The organism is Caulobacter sp., from assembly GCF_017744445.1.
GTDB lineage: Bacteria > Pseudomonadota > Alphaproteobacteria > Caulobacterales > Caulobacteraceae > Caulobacter.
Window position 1 is genome coordinate 97,695 of sequence record NZ_JAGIBH010000014.1, and the last position, 24,026, is coordinate 121,720.

Consider the following 24,026-nt stretch of genomic DNA (forward strand, 5'->3'; position numbering starts at 1 on the left):
CTGCTTTGGTCCAGTTAAGGACGACAAGCCTTAGTGGTGGCTGTCTTCCTTGATCACCGGCGGTTCGCTGAACTGGTGGAACGGCGGCGGCGAGGACAGGGTCCATTCCAGCGTGGTGGCGCCTTCGCCCCACGGGTTGGCCTCGGCCTTGCGGCGACGGATCGCGGCCTCGATCAGCACCAGCATGAAGATGGCGACGCCGGCGACGGTGATCATGTAGCCCACCGACGAGACGTAGTTCCACTTCGCGAAGGCTTCCGGATAGTCGACGTAGCGACGCGGCATGCCTTGCAGGCCCAGGAAGTGCTGCGGGAAGAACACCAGGTTCACGCCGACGAACATCACCCAGAAGTGGGCGCAGCCGAGGAACTCGTTGTACTTCACGCCCCACATCTTCTCGAACCAGTAGTAGAAGCCCGCGAAGATGGCGAAGACGGCGCCCAGCGACAGCACGTAGTGGAAGTGGGCCACCACGTAGTAGGTGTCGTGCAGGCTGTAGTCGATGCCGGCGTTCGACAGGACGACGCCGGTGACGCCGCCGACGGTGAACAGGAAGATGAAGCCCATCGCCCACAGCATCGGCGTCTTGAAGTCCAGCGAGCCGCCCCACATCGTGGCGATCCAGCTGAAGATCTTCACGCCCGTCGGGACGGCGATGATCATCGTGGCGGCCACGAAGTAGGCGCGCAGGTTGATGCTCATGCCGACGGTGTACATGTGGTGCGCCCACACGACGAAGCCGACGAAGCCGATGGCGACCATCGCGTAGGCCATCGCCAGGTAGCCGAAGACCGGCTTCTTGGAGAAGGTCGAGACGATGTGGCTGATGATGCCGAACCCGGGCAGGATCAGGATGTAGACTTCCGGGTGACCGAAGAACCAGAACAGGTGCTGGAACATGACGGGATCGCCGCCGGCGGCCGGGTCGAAGAAGTGCGTGCCGAAGTTACGGTCGGTCAGCAGCATGGTGATGGCGCCGGCCAGGACGGGCAGCGACAGCAGCAGCAGGAAGGCGGTGATCAGCACCGACCAGGCGAACAGCGGCATGCGGTGCAAGGTCATGCCCGGCGCGCGCATGTTGAAGATCGTGGTGATGAAGTTGATCGCGCCCAGGATCGACGAAGCGCCGGCCAGGTGGAGCGACAGGATCGCCAGGTCCATGGCCGGACCCTTGTGACCGATGGTCGACAGCGGCGGATAGATCGTCCAACCGCCGCCGAAGCCGTGGCCCGGGCCGCCGTCGACGAACATCGAGGTGACCAGCAGGATCCAGGCGGCGACCAGCAGCCAGAACGAGATGTTGTTCATCCGCGGGAAGGCCATGTCCGGCGCGCCGATCATGATCGGCACGAACCAGTTGCCATAGCCGCCGATCATGGCGGGCATGACCATGAAGAAGATCATGATCAGGGCGTGGGCGGTGACCACGGCGTTGAAGCCGTGCTTGCCCTTGAAGACGCCGAGCTGGGCCAGCAGGCCGTTGTCGGTGAACACCTGGATGCCCGGGTGCATCAGCTCCCAGCGGATCAGGCCCGACAGGGCGCCGCCGACGATGCCCGCCATGATGGCGAACAGGATGTACAGCGTGCCGATGTCCTTGTGGTTCGTCGAGAAGAACCAGCGGGCGATGAAGGGCGGCTTGTGGTCGGCGTCGTCGTGACCGCCGTGGCCGTGAGTGTCTGCGGCGTGAGCCATCGGACTTCTATCCTACGTAGTCTTAGGCCGCCGGCGCGGCGGGAGCCGCGGCCGGAGCGGAAGCGGGGGCGGCGGCCGGAGCCGAGGCGGGGGTCGCGGCAGCGGCCGGGGCAGCGCCTTCGGCCGGAGCGGCCGGCGCGGCGGCCGGAGCCGGCGGGGCGACCTTTTCCTTAACCCACGCGTCGAACTGGGCTTGCGAGACCACATGGATCTCGATCGGCATGTTCGAGTGATCGACGCCGCACAGTTCCGAGCACTGGCCGTAGAAGACGCCGGTCTTCTCGGCCTTGAACCAGGTTTCGTTCAGGCGGCCGGGGATGGCGTCGATCTTCAGGCCGAAGGCCGGCAGGGCGAAGGCGTGGATCACGTCGGCGCCGGTGACCTGCACGCGGACGACCTGGTTGACCGGGACGACCATCGCCTTGTCGGCGGCCAGCAGGTACGGGACCTTCTTGGCGTCGGCCTGTTCCTTGGTCAGGGGCAGCGACACGATCTCGCTGATCTTCTGATCCGGGTACTCGTAGCCCCAGTACCACTGATAGCCCGTGGCCTTCACGGTCATGTAGGGCTTGGGCATATCGTTGTAGTGGAACAGCAGGCGGAACGAGAAGATGGCGATGACCATCAGGATCAGGACCGGAACCAGGGTCCAGATGATCTCGATCGTGGTGTTGTGGCTGAACTTGGCCGGGACCGGGTTCGCTTTCTTGTTGTAGCGCACCACGATCCAGATCAGCAGGCCCAGCACCAGCAAGGTGATGAGCGTGATGATCGGCATCAGGACCAGGTTGTGGAACTGGATCGCGTGGTGCTTCAGCTCAGAAGCGGCCGGCTGAAGGTCGATCGCCCCCGGCGTCGGCTGGCCCAGCAGATCCTCGGCGAGGGCGTTCCCCGCGAACATCATCGTGGCGGCGAGCGCGGACGCGCCCGACAGAATCCGCCGAATCCCCGAAAATTGCGCCTTCATATCCCTCACGGCCCGTTTCGGCGGCGAGTTGACCCAGGATTGCCCCAGGCCGCGCCGCGCCGATTCTGCGTATTACGACCCCCGGGCCGGCCCTCTGCAATCGATGCTGCTCACAGGTGAGTCGCGCGTCGACGCCCAGTCCGCCCGATGGTCGGTCCGGAGGCTGCATACGCGCATCGCCAGCCCTTGCCAAGCACCAGAGACCACCCGCGCGACATGGGATTGCCCGCTTTGCGTCACAAGGGTGGGCCCAGTTGCGAACCCCTCTCAACACGACCCCGAAAGCGGTGCGGGCAGCGCCCTCCAGACCTCCAGGAATCATTACGCATTGTTCATTGCCAGGTACCTTGTGATGCACAGTACCTGGCGGTACAAGGGCGCATCAACGGAGGCCAAGGACGCCGTGCCGGAAACAATTGAGATCCAACTGAAGAAAGGCGTGCTGGCGCTGTGCGTGCTGGCCCTGCTCTCGCACGCCGACAGCTACGCCTACGAGATCGCCAGCAGGCTCACGAAGGACATCGATATGGGGGAAGGGACGATCTATCCGCTGATGCGCCGCATGCAGTCGGATGGGCTGGTCGAGACCTATCTGGTGGAAAGCCAGAGCGGTCCGCCGCGCAAATATTATCGGCTGACGCAGACCGGGCGCCTGAGCCTGGAACAGCAGAAGGCCGAATGGACGGCCTTCTCGGCCGCGGTCAACGACATCGTGGGAGCCGCCGCATGACCCGCGCCGAGTTCATCACCCGCCTGCGTCGTGGCCTGGCCGGCCTGCCGGTCACCACGATCGCCGACATCGTCGCCGATCACGAGGCCCACTTCGCCGACGGCCAGGCCGCCGGCCGCACCGAGGCCGAGGTCGCCGCCGCCCTGGGCGATCCCGACCGCCTGGCTCGCGAGATGCGCGCCGAGGCCGGCCTGAAGTCGTGGGAAGAAAAGAAGACGCCGTCCAACGCCATGGGCGCGATCATCGCCCTGATCGGCCTGGGCGCGCTGGACGTGATGTTCCTGCTGCCCCTGCTGATGGGCGTGCTGGGCGCTTTGTTCGGCTTCCTGGTCGCCGTGGTGACCATGTTCATCGCCGGCGGCTTCGTCTTCGCGGCCGGCCCGCTGACCGCCCCGCCCGGCGGCCCGATCACCGCTTTCCTGGCGGGCCTGGGCCTGATGGGCCTGGCCACCTGCTTCGGCGCCCTGCTGACGCTGGTGACCATCGGGGTCTTCAATGCGGTCGTCTGGTACGCCCGCCTTCACTACCGGCTGCTGAAGCCGGCCATGCAGCAAGCTTGAGCGGAATTGGAGGGGACCCATGTTGATCCGTAATACGCTCATCGTCGCCGGGGCCAGCTTCGCGCTCTCCGTCGGCTGTTTCGCCGCCGTGGCGGCCATCGCCGGTCCGGAAATCATGAAGAATGGCTGGACCCTGCCGTTCGACGACAATGGCGAGACCGTCATCGTCCGTGACAACGGCCAGGTGATCCGCTCGAGCCGCAAGGTGACGGTCACCGGCCGGGCGGCCTCGCCCAGCATCGACCGCACCCTGCCCTGGACGGGCAAGGACCAGCTGACCATCGACCTGCCGGTCGACGTGGTCTTCGTCCAGGGCGCCGAGGCCAAGGTCGTGGCGTCCGGCCCCAAGGACTATGTCAACCGCCTGCGCGTCGACGGCGGCCGCATCTACCTGGATGGCGGCGACGGCATCGACCACGACCGCGTGACGATCGACGCCATGGGTTTGCGGTTCGAAAGCGACTCCGAGCGGGTGAAGATCACCGTCATCGCCCCGGACGTGACCCGCTTCGACATCCGCGGCTCGGGCGACCTGGACATCCGTCGCTACGACCACCCGGCCATCGGGGTCAGCGTCAGCGGCAGCGGCGACGTCAATGCGACGGGCCGGGTCGAGGTGGCCACGGTCGACAATTCGGGCTCGGGCTACGTCAACCTGACCGACCTGAAAGCCAAGGACGCCGTCGTCGGCGTCTCGGGCAGCGGCGGCGGCGCGATCTTCGCCACCAACAAGGCCAAGATCGACATCTCCGGCAGCGGCGACGTCGAGCTGCGCACCGAACCCAAGTCGGTCAGCAGCGAGATCACCGGCTCGGGCGAAGTCCGCCGCGAGTACTGAGACAAAGGGGCGGGGTGACGGACGCGTTCGGAAAGCCTACCTGTATGGGCATGAACGCTCCGATCTCCGCCCCTTCCCTTCTCGACGCCGCCGGCGTCGATCGTGACCGCGCCCAGTCGATCCTCGGCGACGCTTTGGCCGGCGCCGACGACGGCGAGCTGTTCCTCGAACGCTCCGAGAGCGAGGCCTTCGTCTTCGACGACGGACGCCTCAAGAGCGCCTCCTACGACAGCGGCGAGGGCTTTGGCCTGCGCGTGGTGGCCGGCGAGACGGCCGGTTACGCCCACGCCGCCGAGATCAGCGAAGCCGCCATCGGCCGCGCCGCCGATTCGGCCAAGCTGGCCAAGCGCGGCTATGCCGGCGTCAGCGCCGAGGCTCCCCGTTCCACGAATGAAAAGCTGTACGGCGAGGACAACCCCGTCTCCTCGCCCGAATTCTCCGACAAGGTCTCGCTCCTCCAGGAGATCGACGCCTTCGCCCGCGCCCGCGATCCGCGCGTCGTGCAGGTGATGGCCTCGATGGCCGGCGAGCGCCGCGTGGTCGAGATCCTGCGGGCCGATGGCAAGCTGATCCGCGACGTGCGCCCGCTGGTGCGCGTGAACGTCCAGGTCACCGTCGAGAAGGACGGCCGTCGCGAGACCGGCAGTTCGGGCGCCGGCGGCCGCGCCGGCTTCTCGGCCTGGATCAGCCCCGACAAGTGGCAAGGCCAGGTCGACGAGGCCCTGCGCATGGCGCTGGTCAACCTCGACGCCGTCGCCTGCCCGGCCGGCGAGATGGACGTGGTCCTGGGTCCGGGCTGGAACGGCGTGCTGCTGCACGAGGCCGTCGGCCACGGCCTGGAAGGCGACTTCAACCGCAAGGGCATCAGCGCCTTCTCGGGACGCATCGGCGAGCGCGTGGCCGCGCCCGGCGTCACCGTCTTCGACGACGGCTCGCTGGCCGGCCGTCGCGGCTCGCTGACCGTCGACGACGAAGGCACGCCCACCGAGCGCACCGTGCTGATCGAGGACGGCATCCTAGTGGGCTACATGCACGATCGGATGTCGGCCCGCCTGATGGGCATGAAGGCCACCGGCAACGGTCGCCGCCAGTCCTACGCCCACATGCCGATGCCGCGCATGACCAACACCGGCATGCTGGCCGGCAACGACGATCCGCAGGAGATGATCGCCTCCATGAAGCGCGGCCTGTACTGCGCCAATTTCGGCGGCGGCCAGGTCGACATCACCAACGGCAAGTTCGTCTTCCAGTGCACCGAGGCCTATCTGGTCGAGGACGGCAAGATCACCGCGCCCGTCAAGGGCGCGACGCTGATCGGCGACGGCCCGAGCGCCCTGACGCGGGTGACGATGATCGGCAATGACTTCGACTTCGACCCCGGCATCGGCGTCTGCGGCAAGGCCGGCCAGGGCGTGCCGGTGGGCGTGGGGCAGCCGAGCTTGAAGATTACGGGTCTGACGGTGGGTGGGACGGCGGTTTAACCTCCATCCGTTTCCCCGGCGAAAGCCGGGCCCAAATGCAAGAGCGCCCGCGCCCCGGACAGGATCGCGGGCGTTTTTGCGTGCCCTCCACAGCCCTACGATCTGGGTCCCGGCTTTCGCCGGGAAAACGGGCTAGAGGGGGCGTTCCAGATAGGTGACGGTCTTCTTCCCGCCATGGATCTCGGCCGTCCCCACCGGGACAAACCCCAGCGCCGCATGGAACGCATCCGACGCCGGGTTGGGCGGATCGGAATTGACCTCGCACACGATCCGCTGGTGCCCGGCCGCCTTTGCCGCCGCGAAGAGGTCGTCATACAGCGCCCGCGCCAGGCCTCTGCCCCGCGCGCTATCGGCCACCACCACCCGGTCGACATAGACGAAGCTCGGATAGCGCTCGCGGAACCACAGATAGTTGACGCTGTCATAGTCGGCCGCCTGGTCGAAGGTCAGCAGCAGGGCGTCGGCGACGCCCACGCGACGCGCGACGAAGGCCTCGCTCACCAGATGCGCCAGCCGCTGGAGCTCTAGCCAGGACAGCTCCACCGCATGGGCGTTGTTCAGCGCCAGCAGGGCCTCGCCGTCGCTGCCGGCCAGGTTGTTCGTCGTCAGCGGGGTCACGGCGTTGGTCATCGAAAGCTCCTCGGAACCCGAGCACCTAGGGCGACGAAAGCCTTGCCGCAAGCGGCTCGGCCACAGTGATCACTGGCAACGTGTCGGAAGTTTAATCCACATTTCACGCTTGTAACTTTCTTCGCGAGCCCGCCCCGGCCACGTTGCCCCCGCAGAACAAAGGCCCTGGGGAGGGCCTTCAAAGGGGAACGGACGGATGCTCGCGAGCGTGCTGCTGATAGCCATGGCGGGGGTCGCCCCGCTCGACGCCGATCCACCCATTTCCACCGCCGCGCCGGCCGCCCCCATGGCGCCTCAAGATGTCGAGCCGTCCCAGCGCGGCGTCATCCCCTACGCTCCCGAATTCTTCGCCGCCGCCCAGCCCAGCACGGCCCTGGACATGATCACCCGCCTGCCAGGCTTCAATCTGGAGCAGGGCGACAATGTTCGAGGCTTCGCCGGCGCGGCCGGCAATGTGCTGATCAACGGCGAGCGTCCGACGACCAAGAACGAATCGCTGGAGGACATGCTGCGGCGGATCGCGGCCCCGACCGTCGAGCGCATCGACCTGATCCGTGGCGGCGCGCCGGGCATCGACATGCAGGGCCGCACGGTGATGGCCAATATCGTGCTCAAGCGCACGGTCCAGGTGCAGAAGGTCGTCAACGTCCAGACCTATGTCTATCCGGATGGCATGTTCGGCCCGATCGTCGAGCTGGAAGGCTCGCGCCGCGAGGGCGACTACGCGCTGGAAGGCTCATTGCGGGCCACCCAGGACCGCACCGACAACACCTTCGACGGCGGCGTGCGCCTGCGCGCCGACGGCAATGGCGTCCCGACCGCCAAGGACGCCCTGAAGGGCTACGACACCATCTACAACTACGTGCTGCGCGGCGCGGTGCAGCGGCCGACCCTGGGCGGCAAGGCCCGGGTCAACGCCAAGCTGGAATATTTCGGCTACGACCGCGACGTCACCGCCACGCGGGTGTTCCCGGCGCCCGGCCGCGAGGTCACCGGCGAGAAGCTGCACAGCTGGTCGGGCGAGTTCGGGGGTCGCTTCGACCGCGCCCTGTCGGCCCGCTCGGACCTGCAGCTGGTCCTGCTGCAGAACCTGAACCGCGAGATCTACGGCTCGACCTTCGAGGATCCGCGCCTGTTCGTGGACTACAAGTCGCGCACCGACACCGGCGAAACGATCTTGCGCTCGGAACTGCGCCACCGCCGCAGCGACAAGCTGTCGTTCGAGGCCGGGCTGGAGGGCGCCTATAACGTCCTGGACGGCGACACGCGCTATTTCGAGAACAGCGTCGCCCTCCCGCTGCCGGCCGCCCAGGTCAAGGTCGAGGAGCTGCGCGGCGAACTGTCGGGCAAGGCGATCTGGCGGGCCACGCCCAAGCTGAACGTCGAGGCCGGCGCCCGCCTTGAAGTCTCCAAGATCAGCCAGAGCGGCGACACCGATCTCGCGAAGAAGTTCTTCTATCCCAAGCCCCGGCTGCTCGCGACCTGGTCGCCGACCGGCACGGATCAGCTACGGGTGCGGATCGAGCGCGAGGTGGGCCAGCTGGACTTTGGCGACTTCGTCTCGTCGGCGGGCACCGAGACCGGCACGGTCGACGCCGGCAACCCGGACCTGGTGCCCGAGCGCAAATGGGTGCTGGAGACGGCCTGGGAGAAGCGCTTCTGGGGCGGCGGCGCCCTGGTGCTGTTGTGGCGCCACGCCGAGATCCAGGACGTGGTCGACGTCATCCCGATCAACAAGGTCTTCGAGGCGCCGGGCAATATCGGCGACGGCAAGAGCGACTTCTACCAGGTCAACCTGACCCTCCCCACCGACAAGCTGGGCGTCAGCGGCGGCCAGCTGAAGATGCGGGCCTCCTGGGCGCAGAGCGACGTCACCGACCCGGTCACCCAGGCCAAGCGCCGCATCTCGGGCCAGACGCCGTTCACCTGCGACGTGCGCTTCACGCGCGACATGCCGGGCGGCAAGTGGAGCTGGGGCGTGATCACCTTCTGCCCGAACGAGCAGCGCTACTACCGAGTCGGCGAGGTGCGCACCTTCACCTACGAGCAGTGGATCGAGGGCTTCTTCGAGTGGCGGCCGCGCAAGGACCTGACCATCCGCACCGAGCTGGCCAACTGGACCAGCCGGCACAAGGGCCGCACGCGGGTGATGTACGCCGGCGGCCGGGGGACCGGTGTCGTCGCCCAAGTGGAACAGCGTGAACTTCCGTTCGAGCCGTACCTGTTCATCAAGGTGCGCAAGAGCTTTGGGTAGGGAGCGGAAACGGCCTCGGGCGGTTTGAGCCACCCCCGAGACCGTCCCACCCGAAGGTGAGGCGTGGCCCCTCCACGCCTCGTGAAGGGCCCCGGGCAAGCCGCCGGGGCCCTTCTTTCATTTGGGCCTTAGGCCTGGCCCGAGACGGTCGAGTCCGCGATCGGCTGCGGATCGGTTTCATCGGCGCCGTGCGACCACTTCTTCAGGAACGGCGACAGGATCAGGAACAGCACGCCCAGGCCGATGGCGGCCAGGCCGATGACCTTGAACACCAGCAGCGACTGGGCCATGGCGGCGGCGGGGTTCAGCACCTGGCCGCCGATGGTCTCGGTGGCGGCGATGGCGGCGATCCAGCCGCCGAACAAGTTGGCCATGGCCAGGGCCATGTACCAGACGGCCATCACGAACGAGACCATGTGCAGCGGCGACAGCTTGGTCATCTGCGACAGGCCGACCGGCGACATGCACATCTCGCCGCCCGTGTGCAGCATGTACATCAGCACCAGGAAGATCAGCGGCATCTTGAAGGCGCCGTCGGCGAACTGGGCGCCGACCAGCAGGATCAGGAAGCCGGCCCCGACCTGGATCAGCGACAGGCCGAACTTGATCATCGGGTTGGGGTTGATCCCGCGCGCGGTCAGCACCGTCCACAGGGCGGCGAAGACCGGGGCGAAGATCAGGATCCAGCCGGCGTTGATGGCCTGGGTCTGGGCGGCGTTGAAGTCGGTGTTGACCCAGAACTTGCCCGCCGTCGAGATGCCCGCAGCGCTCAGCTGGGCGGGCGAGCCCAGCACCACCGAACCGCCGAACCACTCGACCGGCTTGGAGATCAAGGTCAGGTTGACGTTGGTGGCCGCGAACAGGTTCAGCGACGAGCCGGCCTGCTCGAACAGGGTCCAGAACACCACCGCGCCCAGCACCAGCACCGTGGCCAGCAGGAGGCGCTCACGCTCGACCTTCTCGCACTTGGCGAAGGCGAACCACAGGATATAGCCCAGCGAGCCGAACATGCCGGCCAGCAGGGTGACATTGACGACCGGGGTGCGCTGGACGACCAGGAACACCGCCACGACGGCCAGGATCGAGACGCCGTAGATCACCACCTCGCGGGTGATGGGCCCGGCGACCTTCTCCTTCAGGTTCGCGCCCTCCGGCGGCTCGCCGCGGCCCAGCAGCCAGGGCTTGCCCAGCACGAAGATGATGAAGCCGGCCAGCATGCCCAGACCCGCCGCGCCGAAGCCGGCCCACCAGCCGACATTGACGCCCAGGATGCCGCACAGGATCGAGGCCCAGAACGAACCCAGGTTGATGCCGAAATAGTAGAGGGTGAAGCCGGGATCCCGGCGCGGATCGCCCTGCGGATACAGCTGCCCGACCAGCGCCGCGACGTTCGACTTCATGAAGCCCACGCCGACGATGATCAGCGACAGGGCCAGCCAGAAGATGTTGAGGTACATCGGGTCGCGACCGGCCACGTCCAGCTTGTACTGGCCCTTGGGCAGCACGGCGGGGAGGCCGGCGTCGGCCGGCAGGTTCTTGATCGTGAAGTCGCCGGTCTCGGTCGCGCTGACGTCGTAGGGCTTGCCCGCCACGACCATCTTGGCCACGCGCTCGTCGCCACGGCCGTCGGACTTAAATTCGTAGGTCTGGCCGGCATAGGTCAGGGTCTGGACGGCAGGCTTGCCCTCGACGGCCATGGCCAGGTGGCCGGCCACCAGCAGGATCGCGCCGAACGCGACGGCCTTGCGGGTGCCCAGATAGCGGTCGGCCAGGAAGCCGCCCAGCAGGGGCACGATATAGACCAGCGAGGTGTAGGAGCCGTAGTGGCCGCTGGCGACCTTGGGGTCGAACAGGAAGTGCTGGGTCAGGTAGAAGATCAGCAGGCCCCGCATGCCGTAGTAGGAGAAGCGCTCCCACATCTCGGCCAGGAAGCAGATGATCAGGCCGCGCGGGTGGCCCTTCAGAAGTTGGACCAGGACGGGAATGCCGGTCACGAGCGTGACCAGAATGCCGCCGGCGATAACGATGTTCATACGCTAGCCTTGAAACGTGACGAGTGGCGAGAAACCGACCCCCGTCGGCCAAATCATCCCGCCTGCCCCAATTTAGCGGGGAGAAGATCACGCGCACGGCGGTTTCACAAGCAACGGCTTGCCGGACGGGTTTGGCGTTCCGATCTATGGCGTGAAGCTTGGCGGTCTACCTATGCGTTTGCATCAGGAACCCATTCAGGCGGGAGCCCCCGATGAAGATCCCCGACGCGAGCCACCCCATCACCATCACCCGATCGCCCAACACGGTGCGGGTGCTCTATGAAGGCCACGAGATCGCCGACAGCGACGATGTCGTGGTGCTGAACGAGGCAAACTATCCGCCCGTCTTCTACTTCCCGCGCGGCGACGTGCAGATGGATTTCCTGCGCCGCACCGACAAGGTGACGCACTGTCCGTACAAGGGCGACGCCTCGTACTTCACCATCTATCGCGATGGCACGCTGATCGAGAACGCGGTGTGGTCGTACGAGACCCCTTACGACGCCGTGAGCCAGATCGCCGATCGCGTCGCCTTCTATCCCGAACATGTCGAGTTCGAACTTGGTGAGCTCACGGCGGCCGAGACCGAGGCCGCCCTGAACGTCGACGCCGTGATCCAGCACACCGACAGCGGCGCGGGAACCAGCCAGGCCGAGAAGTGGCCGCCGAACGTCGAGATGCCTGATGCCGATCGGCAGGACGTTGAGAGACCGGACAGAGGCAGGATCGAGCGCGACGTCGACCAGCCCTACAAGGGCGTCGGGTCGCTGTAGCAAGGCGTCGGGCTTAAGCCCGCGTTAACCGCTGGGAGCGTGACCATACCGGTCTAGCTCCCATCAGAGGGGCGCGGAGGAAACCATGGCCTACGTCTCGTACCGGACGGACGCTGTTCACGCGACGACCCAATCCCGGCCCAAGCTCGCCTGGGGCCGCTTGTTCGCCCTGGCGGCGACCATCACGCTTTGGGTCGGCATCATCGCCGGCGTGCGAGCCCTTTTCTAAAGCTTCGCCGCGTCGGCCTCGCACGAGGTCTTCGGCAGCGAGAAGCGCGGATCGGCGACGAAGCGGTCGTCGGTAAGCGTGCGCAGGAACGCGGCGAGATCATCGACCTCACCGTCCTTCAGACCCATCGCCATCCGATGCCGGCGGATCGCGCCTTGCAGGGTGCGAGCCGAGCCGTCGTGCAGATAGGGCCCGCTGATCGCCACGTTGCGCAGCGACGGGGTGCGGAACTTGCCGTTGTCGGCCGCCTTGCCAGTGATCTCGCCCAGTCCCTGGTCGCCGGAGAACGGCAGGTCGATGCGGTGGAAGGCGCCGGGCTTGGTCGCATCCGTGAAGTCCGGGGCGGCGTGACAGGTCGCGCAGCCGGCCTTGCCGAAGAACAGTGTCTCGCCGCGCACCGCCTCGATCGACGTATCGACCGCCTCGCCGCGCACCTTGCGGTCGTAGGGCGCGTCGCGGGACACCATCGTCCGCTGGAAAGCCGCCAGGGCCTTGGTGATCGTCGTCATGCTGATCGCCTGCCCCGGGAAGGCGGCGGCGAAGAGCTTGCGGTAGCAGGCCTGGCCGCCGATGCGGTCCTCCAGCACCTTCTCCTGGCCGTGGAAGCCCATCTCGACCGGCGTGGTCCCGGCGATCGGGATCAGGGCCTGGTCCTCCAGCCGGGTCACGCGCGGATCGCCCCAGGTCAGGCTGGCGAAGGTCGCGACATTGGCCAGGGTCTGGATGTTGCGCCGCCCCGGATCGCCGTGGACGCCCGGGCGGGTGGCGTTGCCGTCGGTGAAGCCGTGATGCTGCTCGTGGCAGGTGGCGCAGGCCAGGGTGCCGTCGATCGACAGGTCGGCGTCGTAGAACAGCCGCCGCCCCAGCTCGACCCGCACCTCCGAGACCGGACGTTGGGCCAGGCCCGACGTGAAGGCGGCCAGCAGGCACAGGGCGCCGATAGCCCCCAGCGCCGTGCTGACCGCCCCCAGTTTCATATCAGGGCTTGGCCGCGACCATGATCGGCAGAGCGGCCTCGGCATTGGCCGAGATCTGCACGACGTAGCGGCCCGGCTGCAGGTCGAAGCTGACCATCTTGCGCAGGGTGGTGCAGGCCGGACCCCGGCCATGGCCAGTCGAGCGCTGGGCCGCGTCGCCCTTCAGCACGTCGACCCAGGCGCCCGTGCCCAGGGCGATGGTGTAGGTCCCGGCCGTGGCGATATCGATCGCGAACAGCCCGCCCTTGCTGACCGTGCCGCCCGGCTTTTCGGGCTGGACGACATAGGTCACCTCCGGCGTCGGCGCCAGCGCGGCGACGAAGGCCTGGCCCGGCGTCAGCACGGCCTTGTCCAGCTCGGCCACGCCCTTGGCGGCGACGAGGTCCTTCTTGGCGGTCCAGGCAGTCAGCTCGGCCGGCAGGTCCTTGTCCATGGCGGCGCAAGCGGCGGCCGGCGCGGCGGGGGCCATCTGGGCCGAGGCCGCGAACGGCGTTGCCAGAACGGCGAGAGCAGCAAGAACGGTCAGGCGCATCGGGATCTCTCCTAGAACTTGACCCGCAGGTCGGCGCGGAAGTTGCGGCCTTCCTCAGGGAAGCCGTCGACCAGCTGGTACTTCTGGTCCAGCAGGTTGCGGGCCGACAGCTGCACGTCGACCTTGTCGGTGACCTGCACCCGCGCCGTCAGGGCGGCCAGCACATAGGCGCCCGTGCGGTAGTAGCGGACCGGCGTGATCAGGCTGCTCGAGGTCACCGTCCAGCGCTTGGAGGCCGTCTCGACGCTGGGGGTCAGGGTCAGGCGCTCGGCGACCTGCCAGTCGGCGTATGCGAAGAGCTTGTGGGTCGGCACGCCCTGCGGCCGGAACGCGGCGTTGGTCGGGTCGGTGAAGTCGCGGTGCAGATAGGTGTAGTTGCCGCCCAGGGTCAGCTTGGGCGTCACGCGCGCGGTCACCGAGGCCTCGGCCCCGTAATATTCGCCATCGCCGACATTGCGGGTCTGGCTGACCGTGCCGAACGGCGCGCCCAGGGCGACCGGGATGGCGATCAGGGCGTCGCGGACGTCGCTGTAGAACACCGCCCCCTCGACCGTGATGAACGGGGTGATGTCGCCGCGCGCGCCGACCTCGTAGTTCACGGCGCGCTCTGCCTTGATGTTCGGGTTCGGGATCGCCGTGCCGAAGCGCGAGCTGAACCGCTCGAACAGGGTCGGGAAGCGGGTGCGCGACGAGATGCTGGCGTGCAGCTGGGCGGTGTCGGTCGGACGCCAGACCAGCGCCGCCTGGCCGTTCCAGGCGCTGTCGCTGGTCAGCGGATAGGCCACAAGGACATTGGTGTTGAAGTCCTGGGCCATCGACAGGTCGCGATGGTCGCGCGAGACGCCGACCACCAGGTCGACGTCCTTGCCGAAGCTCTGGGTGTCTTCCAGCGCGATCGAGGTGGTGTCCTCGGTCGTGGTCTGGCGCGGCTCGGTCAGCGGCGGGGCATAGCTGGTCTGCCACTCGACGTGCTCGTCGCGGCGATAGAAGGCGGCGGCCTTCAGGGTGTTGCTCGGGGTCAGCTGGACGCCCAGCTCGACGTTCCCGCCATAGGCGACGTCATCGTAGTAGGATCGGAACGACCGCCCCAGGGTCTGGGTGTTCTGGCGGGCGTTGTCGTACGAGAACAGGCCGTTCTCGAAGGTGTTGCGATAGAAGCGGGTCTTCAGCCAGGCGTGCTCGGCGATCTGGGTGCGGGTCAGCAGGGCCAGGCTGTCGATGTTCCAGTAGGGCCAGGTCCAGTAGCGCGTGCTGGCCGTGTCGGTGACGTGGAACGGGGCGTTCTTCGAGCCCTCCTGGCGGGTGAAGGTCAGCGAATAGTCGTCGCCCTCGCGCGGGGTGAAGCCGACCTTGGCGTTGACCCGCCAGTCTTCGCTGTCGGAGTGGTCGCGATTGCCGCCGTTCTCCAGCGTCGTGGGACGATAGCCATCCGGCAGGGCCCAGTGGGTGCGCTCGTTCCGCGCGCCGCTGAGCTGGACGTAGAAGTGCTGGCTGCGGCCGCCAATCCGGCCCGAGATGGCGTTGCTGTTCAGCGAGCCGTCGGCGTCGAAGCCCGCGCCCAGGCGGATTTCGCCTTCGAACGGGGCCTGGGGCGTGCGGGTCACCAGGTTGATCGCGCCGCCGATCCCGCCGGGGCCGTCCAGCACCGAGACGTAGCCCTTCGACACCTGCACTTCCGACAGGTCGGCGGTCAGGAAGCGGGCGAAGTCGATGCGGTTGTCGGCCGGCAGGAACACCCGCACGCCGTCGATCGACAGGGTGGTCTGGAACCGGTCGAAGCCGCGGATGAACACCAGCCGCTCGTTGCGCGAACCACCGCTATTGCCAGCCGAGGCGCCGGGGATCAGGTCCAGCGCCTGGTCGACGCTGATCTTATCGAACTTGCGAAGATCCTCGCCCTTGATCACCGAACCGCCGATCAGCCCGCCGTCGCTGCCGCGCGCCGTCACCCGGACCTCGCCCAGGGCGTAGACGTCGTCAGATTGCGCGTGAGCGGCGCCGGCCAGGATAGAACCGGCCAGCAGCATGGATCGGAACAGCATTCGAATACCCCGTTATGCACTCCAACTACATAACGAGACTCACCAAGGCACGCGATACCAAACTCTCGTCATCCCGGGCGGCGTAGCCGACCCGGGATGACGATTTAGGAGGTGGCGCCTAGTACGCGCAGTCGGTGAACACCCGCCCGATGTCGCCCTGCCATTCGCCGTTGTACAGCGACAGCAGCTTCTCGGCCGGGGTGATGCCGCTGTCGGCGATCTGTTCCAGCTCGCCCAGATAGATGGTCTCGTCCAGGAAGCCGCCGTTGATGTGAGCGCGGTTCTTCAGGCCCGACTTGGCGATGGCGACGAAGTCCTTGGCGACGTCCTGGGCCGAACGGCCTGCGACCTGCGCCTTCAGGCCCAGCTTCGGCACGTCGCGGCGCAGGCCCTCGCGGTCCTCGAGCGACCAGTCCTTGCAGAGGTCCCAGGCCGCCGCCAGCGCGGCGTCATCGTAGAACACGCCGGTCCACAGCGCCGGCAGGGCGCACAGGCGGCTCCAGGGGCCGGCGTCGGCGCCGCGCATCTCCAGGTAGGTCTTCAGGCGCACTTCCGGGAAGGCCGTGGTCGTGTGGTCGGCGAAGTCCTTGATCGTGGCGATCTCGCCCGGCAGCTCGGGCAGCTTGCCCTCGATGAAGTCGCGGAAGGACCGGCCGGCGACGTCGATGTACTTGTCGCCGCGCTTGACGAAATACATCGGCACGTCGAGCGAATAGCGGGCGTAGCGCTCGAAGTCGAAGCCGTCCTCGAACACGAAGTCCAAGAGGCCCGTGCGGTTCGGGTCCGTGTCGGTCCAGACGTTGGCGCGGGCGGAGAGGAAGCCGTTCGGCTTTCCTTCCGTGAATGGAGAATTGGCGAACAGCGCCGTGGCGATCGGCTGCAGGGCCAGGCTCATGCGGAACTTGGCGACCATGTCGGCTTCGCTGGAGAAGTCCAGATTGGCCTGCACCGTGCAGGTGCGCAGCATCATGTCCAGGCCCAGATTGCCGACCTTGGGCATGTAGTTGCGCATGATCACGTACCGGCCCTTGGGCATGACCGGCACCTCTTCGCGCTTCCACAGCGGCGAGAAGCCCAGGCCCACAAAGCCCAGGCCCAGTTCGTCAGCGACGGTCTTGACCTCGTCCAGGTGCTGGCCGGTTTCCTCGCAGATGTCGTGCATGGTCGCCAGCGGCGCGCCCGACAGCTCGAACTGGCCGCCCGGCTCCAGGCTGACATTGGCGCCGTTGCGCTCCAGGCCGATGATGGTCGGACCTTCCATGACCGGCTTCCAGCCAAAGCGCTGCAGGCCGGTCAGCAGGGCGTGGACGCCCTTGTCGCCGTCGTACGGAACGGGGGCGTGCGAACCCAGGTAGAAGCCGAACTTCTCGTGCTCGGCCCCCACGCGGAAGGCCTCCTTGGGCTTGCTGCCCTTGGCGAAATAGTCGGTCAGATCGGCGAGCGTCAGTTGACGCTCTTGGACGCTAGCGGTGTCGGCCATGCAAGCCGTCCCTCCCCAGGGGTTGCGATGCTGAGGGAAGAGAGGGCCCATGCTCTCCGCCGACGGCGTACTACTCGGTCACGCCCAGTTGGGCGTTTTCTTTGCGAACCTCAAGGGGTCACCTTGAGCATATCTTCTCAGCGCCAGTCGCCAGCGGCCGCCTGCCACAGCGTCATGGCCGAGATCGCGGCGGTGTCGGCGCGCAGGATGCGAGGCCCCAGGGACACCGGCGTGACGAAGGAAAGCCCCCGCAGCCGCTCACGTTCCTCCGGGGCGAAACCGCCTTCCGGACCGATCAGGATGGCGGCCGGACCGCCCGTTCCCGCCAGCGCTTCGATGGCGGGTTTCGCGTCGCCGCCCTCGTCGCAGAAAACCAGGCGCCGGGCCGGGTCCCAGGCGTCCAGGATCTTCTCCAGCTTCTCGGGGTCGGCGACCTCGGGCACGTCCAGGCGGCCGGTCTGCTCGGCAGCCTCCATGGCGATGGCGTCCAGGCGGCCCAGCTTGACGAAGTCGACATTCGTGCGGCGGGTCATGGTCAACCGCACCCGGCGCGCGCCCAGCTCGGCGGCCTTCTCGACAATGGTCTCGACCCGGCTGCGCTTGACCATGGCGATGATCAGATCGAGGTCCGGACCGATCTCCATCGGCCGGGTCTGTTCCTCGGCCTTCAGCAGGCAGCCGCGTTTGGTCGCCTCGACGATGGTCGCCCGCCACTCGCCGTCGCGGCCGTTGAACAGCAGGACCGCATCGCCGACCGCCTGGCGCATGACCTGGGTCAGGTAGCGCGACTGGTCGACGGTAGGCACGACGCCGGCGCCGATGGAGAGGGCGTTGGGAACGAAAAGACGGATCATGGCGTCCTTCTAGCCCAACTGATCAATCCGGGGGTAGGCTCAGCGCATGAGCAAGCACGACGACTACGACAACGAACTGATGCAGCTGCAGCTCGCCCTGATCGAGATGCAGAAGAAGGCCATCAAGAACGGCGACAAGATCCTGGCAGTCTTCGAAGGCCGCGACAGCGCCGGCAAGGACGGCACGATCGCCCGGGTCACCGAGCACCTCTCCAAGCGCGCCACTACCGTCGTCGCCCTGCCCAAGCCCACCGAGCGCGAACGCAGCGAGTGGTACTTCCAGCGTTATGTCGATTACCTGCCGGCCTGCGGCGAGGCGGTGATCTTCAATCGCTCCTGGTACAATCGGGCCGGGGTCGAGCGGGTGATGGACTTCTCCAGCCCTGAGCAGCAGGAGCAGTTCCTGCGCGACGTCCCGGCCTTCGAGCGGATGCTGGTCGAGAACGGCCTGCGCTACGTCAAGTTCTGGCTCGACATCAGCCGCGACGAGCAGGCCCAGCGCCTGAAGGCCCGCCGCGAGGACCCGCTGAAGGCCTTCAAGACCAGCGACCTGGACAAGGTCGCCCAGGACAAATGGGACGACTACACGAAAGCCCGCGACGAGATGCTGATGCGCACACACAGCGACATCGCCCCGTGGATCTGCGTCCGCGCCGACCACAAGAAGGCCGCCCGCCTCAACGTCATCCGCTGGCTGCTGCACGCGGCCGGCGACAAGAAGCTGGTCAAGGGCGTGGCCAAGCCCGATCCCAGCGTCATCTTCTCGTTCGAACCGGCGGCGCTGGAGGACGGGCGGCTGGCGCGGTGAGCTTCACAATCGCGCGTTAGCGTGATGCTGTGCCGGCAAAAGGGAGGCCCTATGCACGACACCAAACAGGTTCGCACCGCCGCCGCGACGCGGCTGGCGATCGGCCTCGCCCAGGGGATCGTGCTGTTCCTGCTGCAGAAGGCCGACGAGTCCAAGGCCTGGCCGGCGACCCAGCCGATGCTGTACGCGCCGCTGCTGATCTGCGCCCTGATGGTCCCGATGATCCCGCTGGCGGCGCTGTCGGCCATGCGGCGACCGGCCCTGATCGTCTGGAGCCTGATCGCCGCCGCCGTGGCGGCGATCATGGCGGTCCATGCGGCCTGGGTCGGGGCTAGCCCCGATCGTATCGGCGCCGGGCCGCTGTCGCCGCCGGTCTTCATCGCCGTGGCCGCCCTGGTGTTCATCGCCCACCACCTGGTCCAGCCCGCCGAGGCCGTCCGCAAGCCCGTGGCCCCGTATGTCGACTATTTCGACCTGGTGGGGACCAACGTCGTGCGGCTGTTCCTGTCGCTGGCCTTCACCGGCGCGTTCTGGCTGCTGCTGTTCCTGGCCGCCGCCCTGTTCAAGCTGATCGGCATCGAGGCGATCCAGGAGCTGATCGGCGAGACGGCCTTCGCCTTCCCGGCCACCGGCCTGATGTTCGCCGCCGCCGTTCACATGGCCGTGCAGCTGACCGAGGCCCGCGCCGGCCTGGTGCGCGGCGTACGGACCGTCGCCCTGGTCTTGCTGGCCTGGCTGCTGCCGTTGATGGTGGTGATCGCCGGCGGCTTCCTGGCCACCCTGCCCTTCACGGGCCTGGCCCCGCTGTGGGGCACCAAGGCCGCCACCGCCCTGTTGCTCGCCGCCGCCGCGGCCCTGATCATCCTGGTCAACGCCGCCTACCAGGACGGGGGCGAGCCGCCGCACGCCATCCTGCGCTGGGCCGCGCGCGCCGCCAGCCTGCTGCTGATCCCGATCGTCATCCTGGCCGCCTACGCCCTGTGGCTGCGCGTCGACCAGTATGGCCTGACGCCCGATCGGGTGTTCGCCGCCGCCTATCTGGTCGTCGCGGTCGGCTTCACCGCCGGCTACACGCTGGCCGCCTTGCGTCCTGCGCCCTGGATGAAGCCGCTTGAGCCGACCAACCTGATCATGGCGGCAATCTGCATGCTGCTGCTGATCGCGCTCTTCACCCCGATCGCCGATCCCGCCCGCCTGTCGGTGACGAGCCAGGTCAAGCGGCTGGAGGCCGGCAAGGTCACGGCGGCGAAGTTCGACTTCCAGTTCCTGCGCTTCGACAGCGGGCGGTACGGGCGCGACGCTCTGGCAGGGCTGAAGACCAGCCGAGATGCCGAGATCGCCAAGCGCGCCGGCGAGGTCCTGGCCCAGAAGGAAAAGACCTACACGCCGACCAAGCAGCGCGGGCCCGACTTCGCCCACATGACGGTCTATCCCGCCGGCAAGACCCTGCCGGCCAGCTTCCGCGACCAGGACTGGACCGCCGCCGGCTCGGACTCGACCTGCCTGTTCGCCGGCATGCGCTGCTCGGCCCTGCTGATGGACATAGACGGCGACGGAACCGAAGAGGTGCTGCTGGCCAGCGGTTCGGTGCTCGACATCTTCAAGTCCGGCGACCGCGGCTGGCGACGGATGGCCCAGGCCAACGGCATCTGCCCCGGCGTCGACATCGACGCGGCGCTGAAGGCCGGCGCGGTGAGCCTGGCCGAGCCGAGACCCCGGCAGGATCTCATCGTGGGCGACCAACGGCTGGCGGTCGTCCCAGCCGGCGACGGCTGCGCCGCGCCCGCGCCGCCGCTCAAGGACGCGCTGGTCACGCGGGAGGCTTCTAAGCCACCCCCGCGCTGATCGCGTTCAGCCGGGCATAGACCCCGCCGCCGGCCGCCAGGTCGGCGTGGCGGCCTTCCTCGACGACGCGGCCGCCCTGGAAGACCAGGATGCGGTCCGCGCCACGCACGGTCGACAGGCGGTGGGCGATGACGATCGTGGTCCGGCCTTCCATCAGCGCCTCGGCGGCCGCCTGGACCTGGCCCTCGGTCTCGACGTCCAGTGACGAGGTCGCCTCGTCCAGCACCAGGATCGGCGCGTCGGCCAGGAAGGCGCGGGCGATGGCCACGCGCTGGCGCTCGCCGCCCGACAGCTTGACGCCCCGCTCGCCGACCAGGGTGTCGTAGCCATTCGGCAGGCGCAGGATGAACTCGTGGGCGCGCGCCTTCTTAGCGGCGGCCTCGACCTCTTCGCGCGACGCGCCGGGCTTGCCGTAAGCGATGTTCTCGTACAGCGACCGGTGGAACAGGGCCGGGTCCTGCGGCACCACCGCGATGGCCCGGCGCAAGCTGGCCTGGGCCACCCGCGAGACGTCCTGCCCATCGATGACCACCGCCCCGTCCTGCAGGTCGTGCAGACGCTGCACCAGCTTAACGAAGGTCGACTTGCCCGAGCCCGTCGGCCCGACCAGCGCCACCCGCTCGCCCGGCGCGATCTTCAGGCTGAAGTGGTCGTACAGCGGCGCGCCGGCCGCCTTGTAGCGGAAGGTCACGTCCTTGAACTCGATGCCGCCGGGGCCGGGCTGGAAGTCCGGCGCGTTCGGTACGTCGGCGATCTGCGGCGCCAGGCGCGTCCAGGCCGCGACGTCCTCGGTGTCGTCGATGCCCTTCTGCAGCATGCGGATGTTCTCGCCCAGGTTCCGCAGATAGCCGCTCATCAGCATGAAGGCGGTGATGGCGAAGGCCACGTCGCCCGGCGTGGCCGTGCCTTGGGCCCAGCCCCAGACCATGGCCCCGGTCAGGCCGGCCTGCAGCAGCACCAGCAGCAGGTTCTGGCCCAGCCAGACGTCGGTGAAGCGGCTCCAGGTGACCATCACCGCGTCGCGCCAGGCCGCGGTGACTTCTGCCAAGCGAGCCGCCTCGCGCTGCTCGGCGCCGAAACTCTTCACCGTCGGGTTGGAGGTCACGGCGTCGGCCAGAGCCCCGCCGATCTGCGAATCCAGGGCGTTGGAGCGCAGGTTGCTGGGCCGCACATAACGCTCGGTGACCCACAGGTTCACCGACAGATAGGCCACGACCACGACCAGCGAGATCACGCCCGCCAGCGGCTGACGCAGCAGCATGCCGATCGACAGGCCGACCAGCACGATGATCCCCGGACCCAGCCAGATGGTCACCGCATCGGTGACGCTGTCATAGCCCCACATGGCGCGGGTCAGCTTGCGCACCGTCGCGCCGGCGAAGCTGTCGGCGTGCCAATCCGACGAGAAGGCCTGCACTTTCGCAAAGCCCTCGTTGGTCATCTCTTCCATGTTCCGAGCCGCCAGCGGGATCCAGAACCGGTGGGCGATATTGCGGATCACGGCGAAGGCCAGATAGACCCCGACGAACAGACCCAGGGCCTGCCAGGCGCCGACATCGCCGCGCGGCTTGCTGGTCACGGTGTCCACCAGATGGCCCGAGGCGTAGGGCAGCGCCAGGTCGAAGGCGATCGCCACCAGGGTCAGGGTGACGCCGAAGCCGAACAGCACCGGCCGCCGCTTCCAGAAACGGGCCACGAAGGCCAGCACCTGGCGGTTGCTCAGCGCGCGCTTGCGGGCGCCGGTCTCGTCTTCATCCTCGATCGCGTCGGTCATGGCGGGGAGATAGTGCTTTAGCGCCCCGGCGTCACCTTTCGCCGCTTGCGGCCGCCGCCGAACGGCCGCCAGCGCAGGAACCAGACGATGGCCGGGCCGACGACCGGCACGCGCAGCATCGGCCGAACGGTGTGGGGGCGGGTCTTCAGGAAACACAGCACCGCGCCGATCCAGAACACCGTGGTCGGCAGGCCGGGCGTGACGATGCCCACAGCCCCGGTGGCCAGCAGCGCGCCGCCGACGCCGTCCAGCGCCCAGCGCTCGACCTTCGTCAGCTGGCGGCGCTTCTTTCGGACGGGTTTAGGGATCATTCGGACATCGCGCGGGTGCAAGACTCAAGGCTAACGCGGGCGCAGGATCGGTCAAAGCCCGGCGATGCCTTAGGGAGCCTTTCATGAGCGATCTGGTCCTGCCGAAAGGGCGCACGGCCCTGCTGCTGATCGATCCCTACAACGACTTCTTGGCCGAGGGCGGCAAGCTGTGGGGCCGGGTGGCGGCCACCAAGGGCGCCGAAGGTCTGCACGATCACATGAAGGCGGTACTGGCCGCGGCCCGCGCGGCGGGGGTCACGGTGTTCGTCGTGCCGCATCATCGCTACGCGCCGGGTGATCTAGACACGTGGCAGCATCCCAATCCCTACATCCAGGCCAGCGCCCGGGGCCTTGTCTTCGAGAAGGGCGGCTGGGGCGGTGAATGGCATCCGGACTTCGCGCCGCAAGCTGGCGACGTGATCGTGGGCGAACACTGGTCCAGTGGCTTCTCGGGCACGGATCTCGATCTGCGGCTGAAGCAGCGCGGCGCGACGCATCTCGTCCTGATCGGCCTGGCCGCCAACACCTGCGTCGAGGGCACCGGCCGGTCGGCGTCCGAGCTGGGCTACCACGTCACCCTGGTGCGCGACGCCACGGCGGCGTTTTCCGACGAGGCCCTGCACGCGGCCCACGACATCAACGGCCCGACCTACGCCCATGCGATCGTCACGAGCGCGGAGGTGGTGCGGGCCCTGAACGCCCTCTCCTAGTTCCGTCTCCCCGGCGAAAGCCGGGGCCCAGATCGAACCCACTAAGGCCGGTCCTCAGGGCAATGGCGTATCTCGGATCATCCCCAAGCTCTCAAGATGAATCTGGGTCCCGGCTTTCGCCGGAAAAACGGAATACGCTGGGGAAACTAGAAAGCCTCCGCCACCCCGCCGATGCGGCGAGCGGGACGGCCGTCCATTCCACGCCGGATCTTGGGGCCAAACTTGGTGGCGGCGGTCAGGCGGCGGACCATCTTGTGGTCGCCGGTCCGGGCGAACAGCTTGGCGGCGGCGGTCCACAGGGTGGTGGTCACCGGATGCGGCAGGACGATCCCCGCTCCGACGCCGGCGATCAGCAGGCTCCAGCCCGACAAGCGGATGGCGGCGGTGGTCATGGGCGTCTCTCCTGCGACTGGGTTGCAAAGAGACCTTGGCCGCCGAGGCGCGATAAATCCAATTGATCGTTTTTGTTTCGAGGATCGATCTTCCCTATAGGACGCCGTAGA

At 67.6% G+C, this 24,026-nt stretch carries 22 protein-coding genes; 10 read left to right on the top strand and 12 right to left on the bottom strand.

Features of this window, described 5'->3' with window-relative positions; translation table 11 throughout:
• Positions 1-30: 30 nt before the first annotated feature.
• Together ctaD and coxB are read right to left on the bottom strand one after the other, a co-directional pair.
• Positions 31-1,695: a cytochrome c oxidase subunit I gene (gene ctaD, locus J7528_RS19340; RefSeq protein WP_291877781.1), complete on the bottom strand. Its 1,665-nt coding sequence runs from the start codon at positions 1,693-1,695 to the stop codon at positions 31-33.
• Between the two features lie 22 nt (positions 1,696-1,717).
• A complete protein-coding gene (gene coxB, locus J7528_RS19345) occupies positions 1,718-2,662 on the bottom strand; it encodes a cytochrome c oxidase subunit II (RefSeq protein ID WP_291877783.1) in 945 nt (314 codons plus the stop codon).
• Between the two features lie 403 nt (positions 2,663-3,065).
• Here coxB and J7528_RS19350 point away from each other — a divergent pair, with 403 nt between their 5' ends.
• Genes J7528_RS19350 through tldD form a run of 4 tightly spaced genes read left to right on the top strand, consistent with a single transcriptional unit; the run spans position 3,066 to position 6,271 of the window.
• Positions 3,066-3,392, top strand: coding sequence for a PadR family transcriptional regulator (locus J7528_RS19350; protein WP_291877867.1), 327 nt, complete (start codon positions 3,066-3,068; stop codon positions 3,390-3,392).
• Positions 3,389-3,952: a DUF1700 domain-containing protein gene (locus tag J7528_RS19355; protein ID WP_291877785.1), complete on the top strand. Its 564-nt coding sequence runs from the start codon at positions 3,389-3,391 to the stop codon at positions 3,950-3,952. The genes J7528_RS19350 and J7528_RS19355 overlap by 4 nt, the downstream gene beginning before the upstream one ends.
• A 19-nt stretch (positions 3,953-3,971) precedes the next feature.
• Positions 3,972-4,790, top strand: coding sequence for a DUF2807 domain-containing protein (locus J7528_RS19360; RefSeq protein ID WP_291877787.1), 819 nt, complete (start codon positions 3,972-3,974; stop codon positions 4,788-4,790).
• A 50-nt stretch (positions 4,791-4,840) separates the two neighbouring features.
• Positions 4,841-6,271, top strand: a complete 1,431-nt coding sequence (tldD, locus tag J7528_RS19365) for a metalloprotease TldD (RefSeq protein ID WP_291877789.1) — start codon at positions 4,841-4,843, stop codon at positions 6,269-6,271.
• Between the two features lie 132 nt (positions 6,272-6,403).
• Here the strand turns inward: tldD and J7528_RS19370 are convergent, their stop codons facing one another.
• A complete protein-coding gene (locus tag J7528_RS19370) occupies positions 6,404-6,901 on the bottom strand; it encodes a GNAT family N-acetyltransferase (protein ID WP_291877791.1) in 498 nt (165 codons plus the stop codon).
• A 196-nt stretch (positions 6,902-7,097) separates the two neighbouring features.
• Here J7528_RS19370 and J7528_RS19375 point away from each other — a divergent pair, with 196 nt between their 5' ends.
• On the top strand, positions 7,098-9,155 hold the full coding sequence (locus J7528_RS19375; RefSeq protein ID WP_291877793.1) for a TonB-dependent receptor: 2,058 nt from the start codon (positions 7,098-7,100) through the stop codon (positions 9,153-9,155).
• 128 nt (positions 9,156-9,283) lie between these two features.
• Here J7528_RS19375 and J7528_RS19380 read toward each other — a convergent pair whose 3' ends face one another.
• The gene (locus tag J7528_RS19380; protein WP_291877794.1) at positions 9,284-11,188 is read right to left on the bottom strand and encodes an oligopeptide:H+ symporter; all 1,905 of its coding nucleotides are present in this window, start codon (positions 11,186-11,188) and stop codon (positions 9,284-9,286) included.
• Between the two features lie 212 nt (positions 11,189-11,400).
• Here J7528_RS19380 and J7528_RS19385 point away from each other — a divergent pair, with 212 nt between their 5' ends.
• A complete protein-coding gene (locus tag J7528_RS19385) occupies positions 11,401-11,961 on the top strand; it encodes a DUF427 domain-containing protein (protein WP_291877796.1) in 561 nt (186 codons plus the stop codon).
• An 85-nt stretch (positions 11,962-12,046) separates the two neighbouring features.
• A complete protein-coding gene (locus J7528_RS19390; RefSeq protein WP_291877798.1) occupies positions 12,047-12,190 on the top strand; it encodes a hypothetical protein in 144 nt (47 codons plus the stop codon).
• Here the strand turns inward: J7528_RS19390 and J7528_RS19395 are convergent.
• The 5 genes from J7528_RS19395 to J7528_RS19415 all read right to left on the bottom strand — a co-directional run bounded on the left by J7528_RS19395 (position 12,187) and on the right by J7528_RS19415 (position 18,075).
• Positions 12,187-13,167 carry a cytochrome c peroxidase gene (locus tag J7528_RS19395; RefSeq protein WP_291877800.1) on the bottom strand — a complete coding sequence of 327 codons (981 nt, stop codon included), beginning with the start codon at positions 13,165-13,167 and terminating at the stop codon, positions 12,187-12,189. The two genes, J7528_RS19390 and J7528_RS19395, sit on opposite strands and share 4 nt — an antisense overlap.
• Position 13,168: 1 nt before the next feature.
• On the bottom strand, positions 13,169-13,699 hold the full coding sequence (locus J7528_RS19400) for a homogentisate 1,2-dioxygenase (RefSeq protein WP_291877802.1): 531 nt from the start codon (positions 13,697-13,699) through the stop codon (positions 13,169-13,171).
• Positions 13,700-13,710: 11 nt separating this feature from the next.
• Positions 13,711-15,741 carry a TonB-dependent receptor gene (locus J7528_RS19405; protein WP_291877805.1) on the bottom strand — a complete coding sequence of 677 codons (2,031 nt, stop codon included), beginning with the start codon at positions 15,739-15,741 and terminating at the stop codon, positions 13,711-13,713.
• Between the two features lie 118 nt (positions 15,742-15,859).
• Complete coding sequence (locus J7528_RS19410; RefSeq protein ID WP_291877807.1) at positions 15,860-17,221, bottom strand: glutamate--cysteine ligase; 1,362 nt, start codon at positions 17,219-17,221, stop codon at positions 15,860-15,862.
• A gap of 137 nt (positions 17,222-17,358) precedes the next feature.
• On the bottom strand, positions 17,359-18,075 hold the full coding sequence (locus J7528_RS19415) for a 16S rRNA (uracil(1498)-N(3))-methyltransferase (RefSeq protein WP_291877810.1): 717 nt from the start codon (positions 18,073-18,075) through the stop codon (positions 17,359-17,361).
• Positions 18,076-18,121: 46 nt separating this feature from the next.
• Between J7528_RS19415 and ppk2 the strand changes: the two genes are divergently transcribed.
• Both ppk2 and J7528_RS19425 read left to right on the top strand, forming a co-directional pair.
• A complete protein-coding gene (gene ppk2 / locus J7528_RS19420; RefSeq protein ID WP_291877814.1) occupies positions 18,122-18,883 on the top strand; it encodes a polyphosphate kinase 2 in 762 nt (253 codons plus the stop codon).
• A 51-nt stretch (positions 18,884-18,934) separates the two neighbouring features.
• Complete coding sequence (locus tag J7528_RS19425) at positions 18,935-20,728, top strand: DUF4153 domain-containing protein (protein WP_291877817.1); 1,794 nt, start codon at positions 18,935-18,937, stop codon at positions 20,726-20,728.
• On the opposite strand, the gene J7528_RS19430 is transcribed toward J7528_RS19425, so the two are convergent.
• Both J7528_RS19430 and J7528_RS19435 read right to left on the bottom strand, forming a co-directional pair.
• On the bottom strand, positions 20,709-22,502 hold the full coding sequence (locus J7528_RS19430; RefSeq protein ID WP_291877820.1) for an ABC transporter ATP-binding protein: 1,794 nt from the start codon (positions 22,500-22,502) through the stop codon (positions 20,709-20,711). The two genes, J7528_RS19425 and J7528_RS19430, sit on opposite strands and share 20 nt — an antisense overlap.
• A gap of 17 nt (positions 22,503-22,519) precedes the next feature.
• Entirely contained in the window at positions 22,520-22,813 is a 294-nt protein-coding gene (locus J7528_RS19435; protein WP_291877822.1) for a DUF454 family protein, read from the bottom strand.
• A gap of 83 nt (positions 22,814-22,896) precedes the next feature.
• On the opposite strand from J7528_RS19435, the gene J7528_RS19440 reads away from it, so the two are divergent.
• Positions 22,897-23,523: an isochorismatase family cysteine hydrolase gene (locus J7528_RS19440; RefSeq protein ID WP_291877824.1), complete on the top strand. Its 627-nt coding sequence runs from the start codon at positions 22,897-22,899 to the stop codon at positions 23,521-23,523.
• A gap of 146 nt (positions 23,524-23,669) precedes the next feature.
• On the opposite strand, the gene J7528_RS19445 is transcribed toward J7528_RS19440, so the two are convergent.
• A complete protein-coding gene (locus J7528_RS19445; protein ID WP_291877828.1) occupies positions 23,670-23,915 on the bottom strand; it encodes a hypothetical protein in 246 nt (81 codons plus the stop codon).
• Positions 23,916-24,026: the final 111 nt, after the last annotated feature.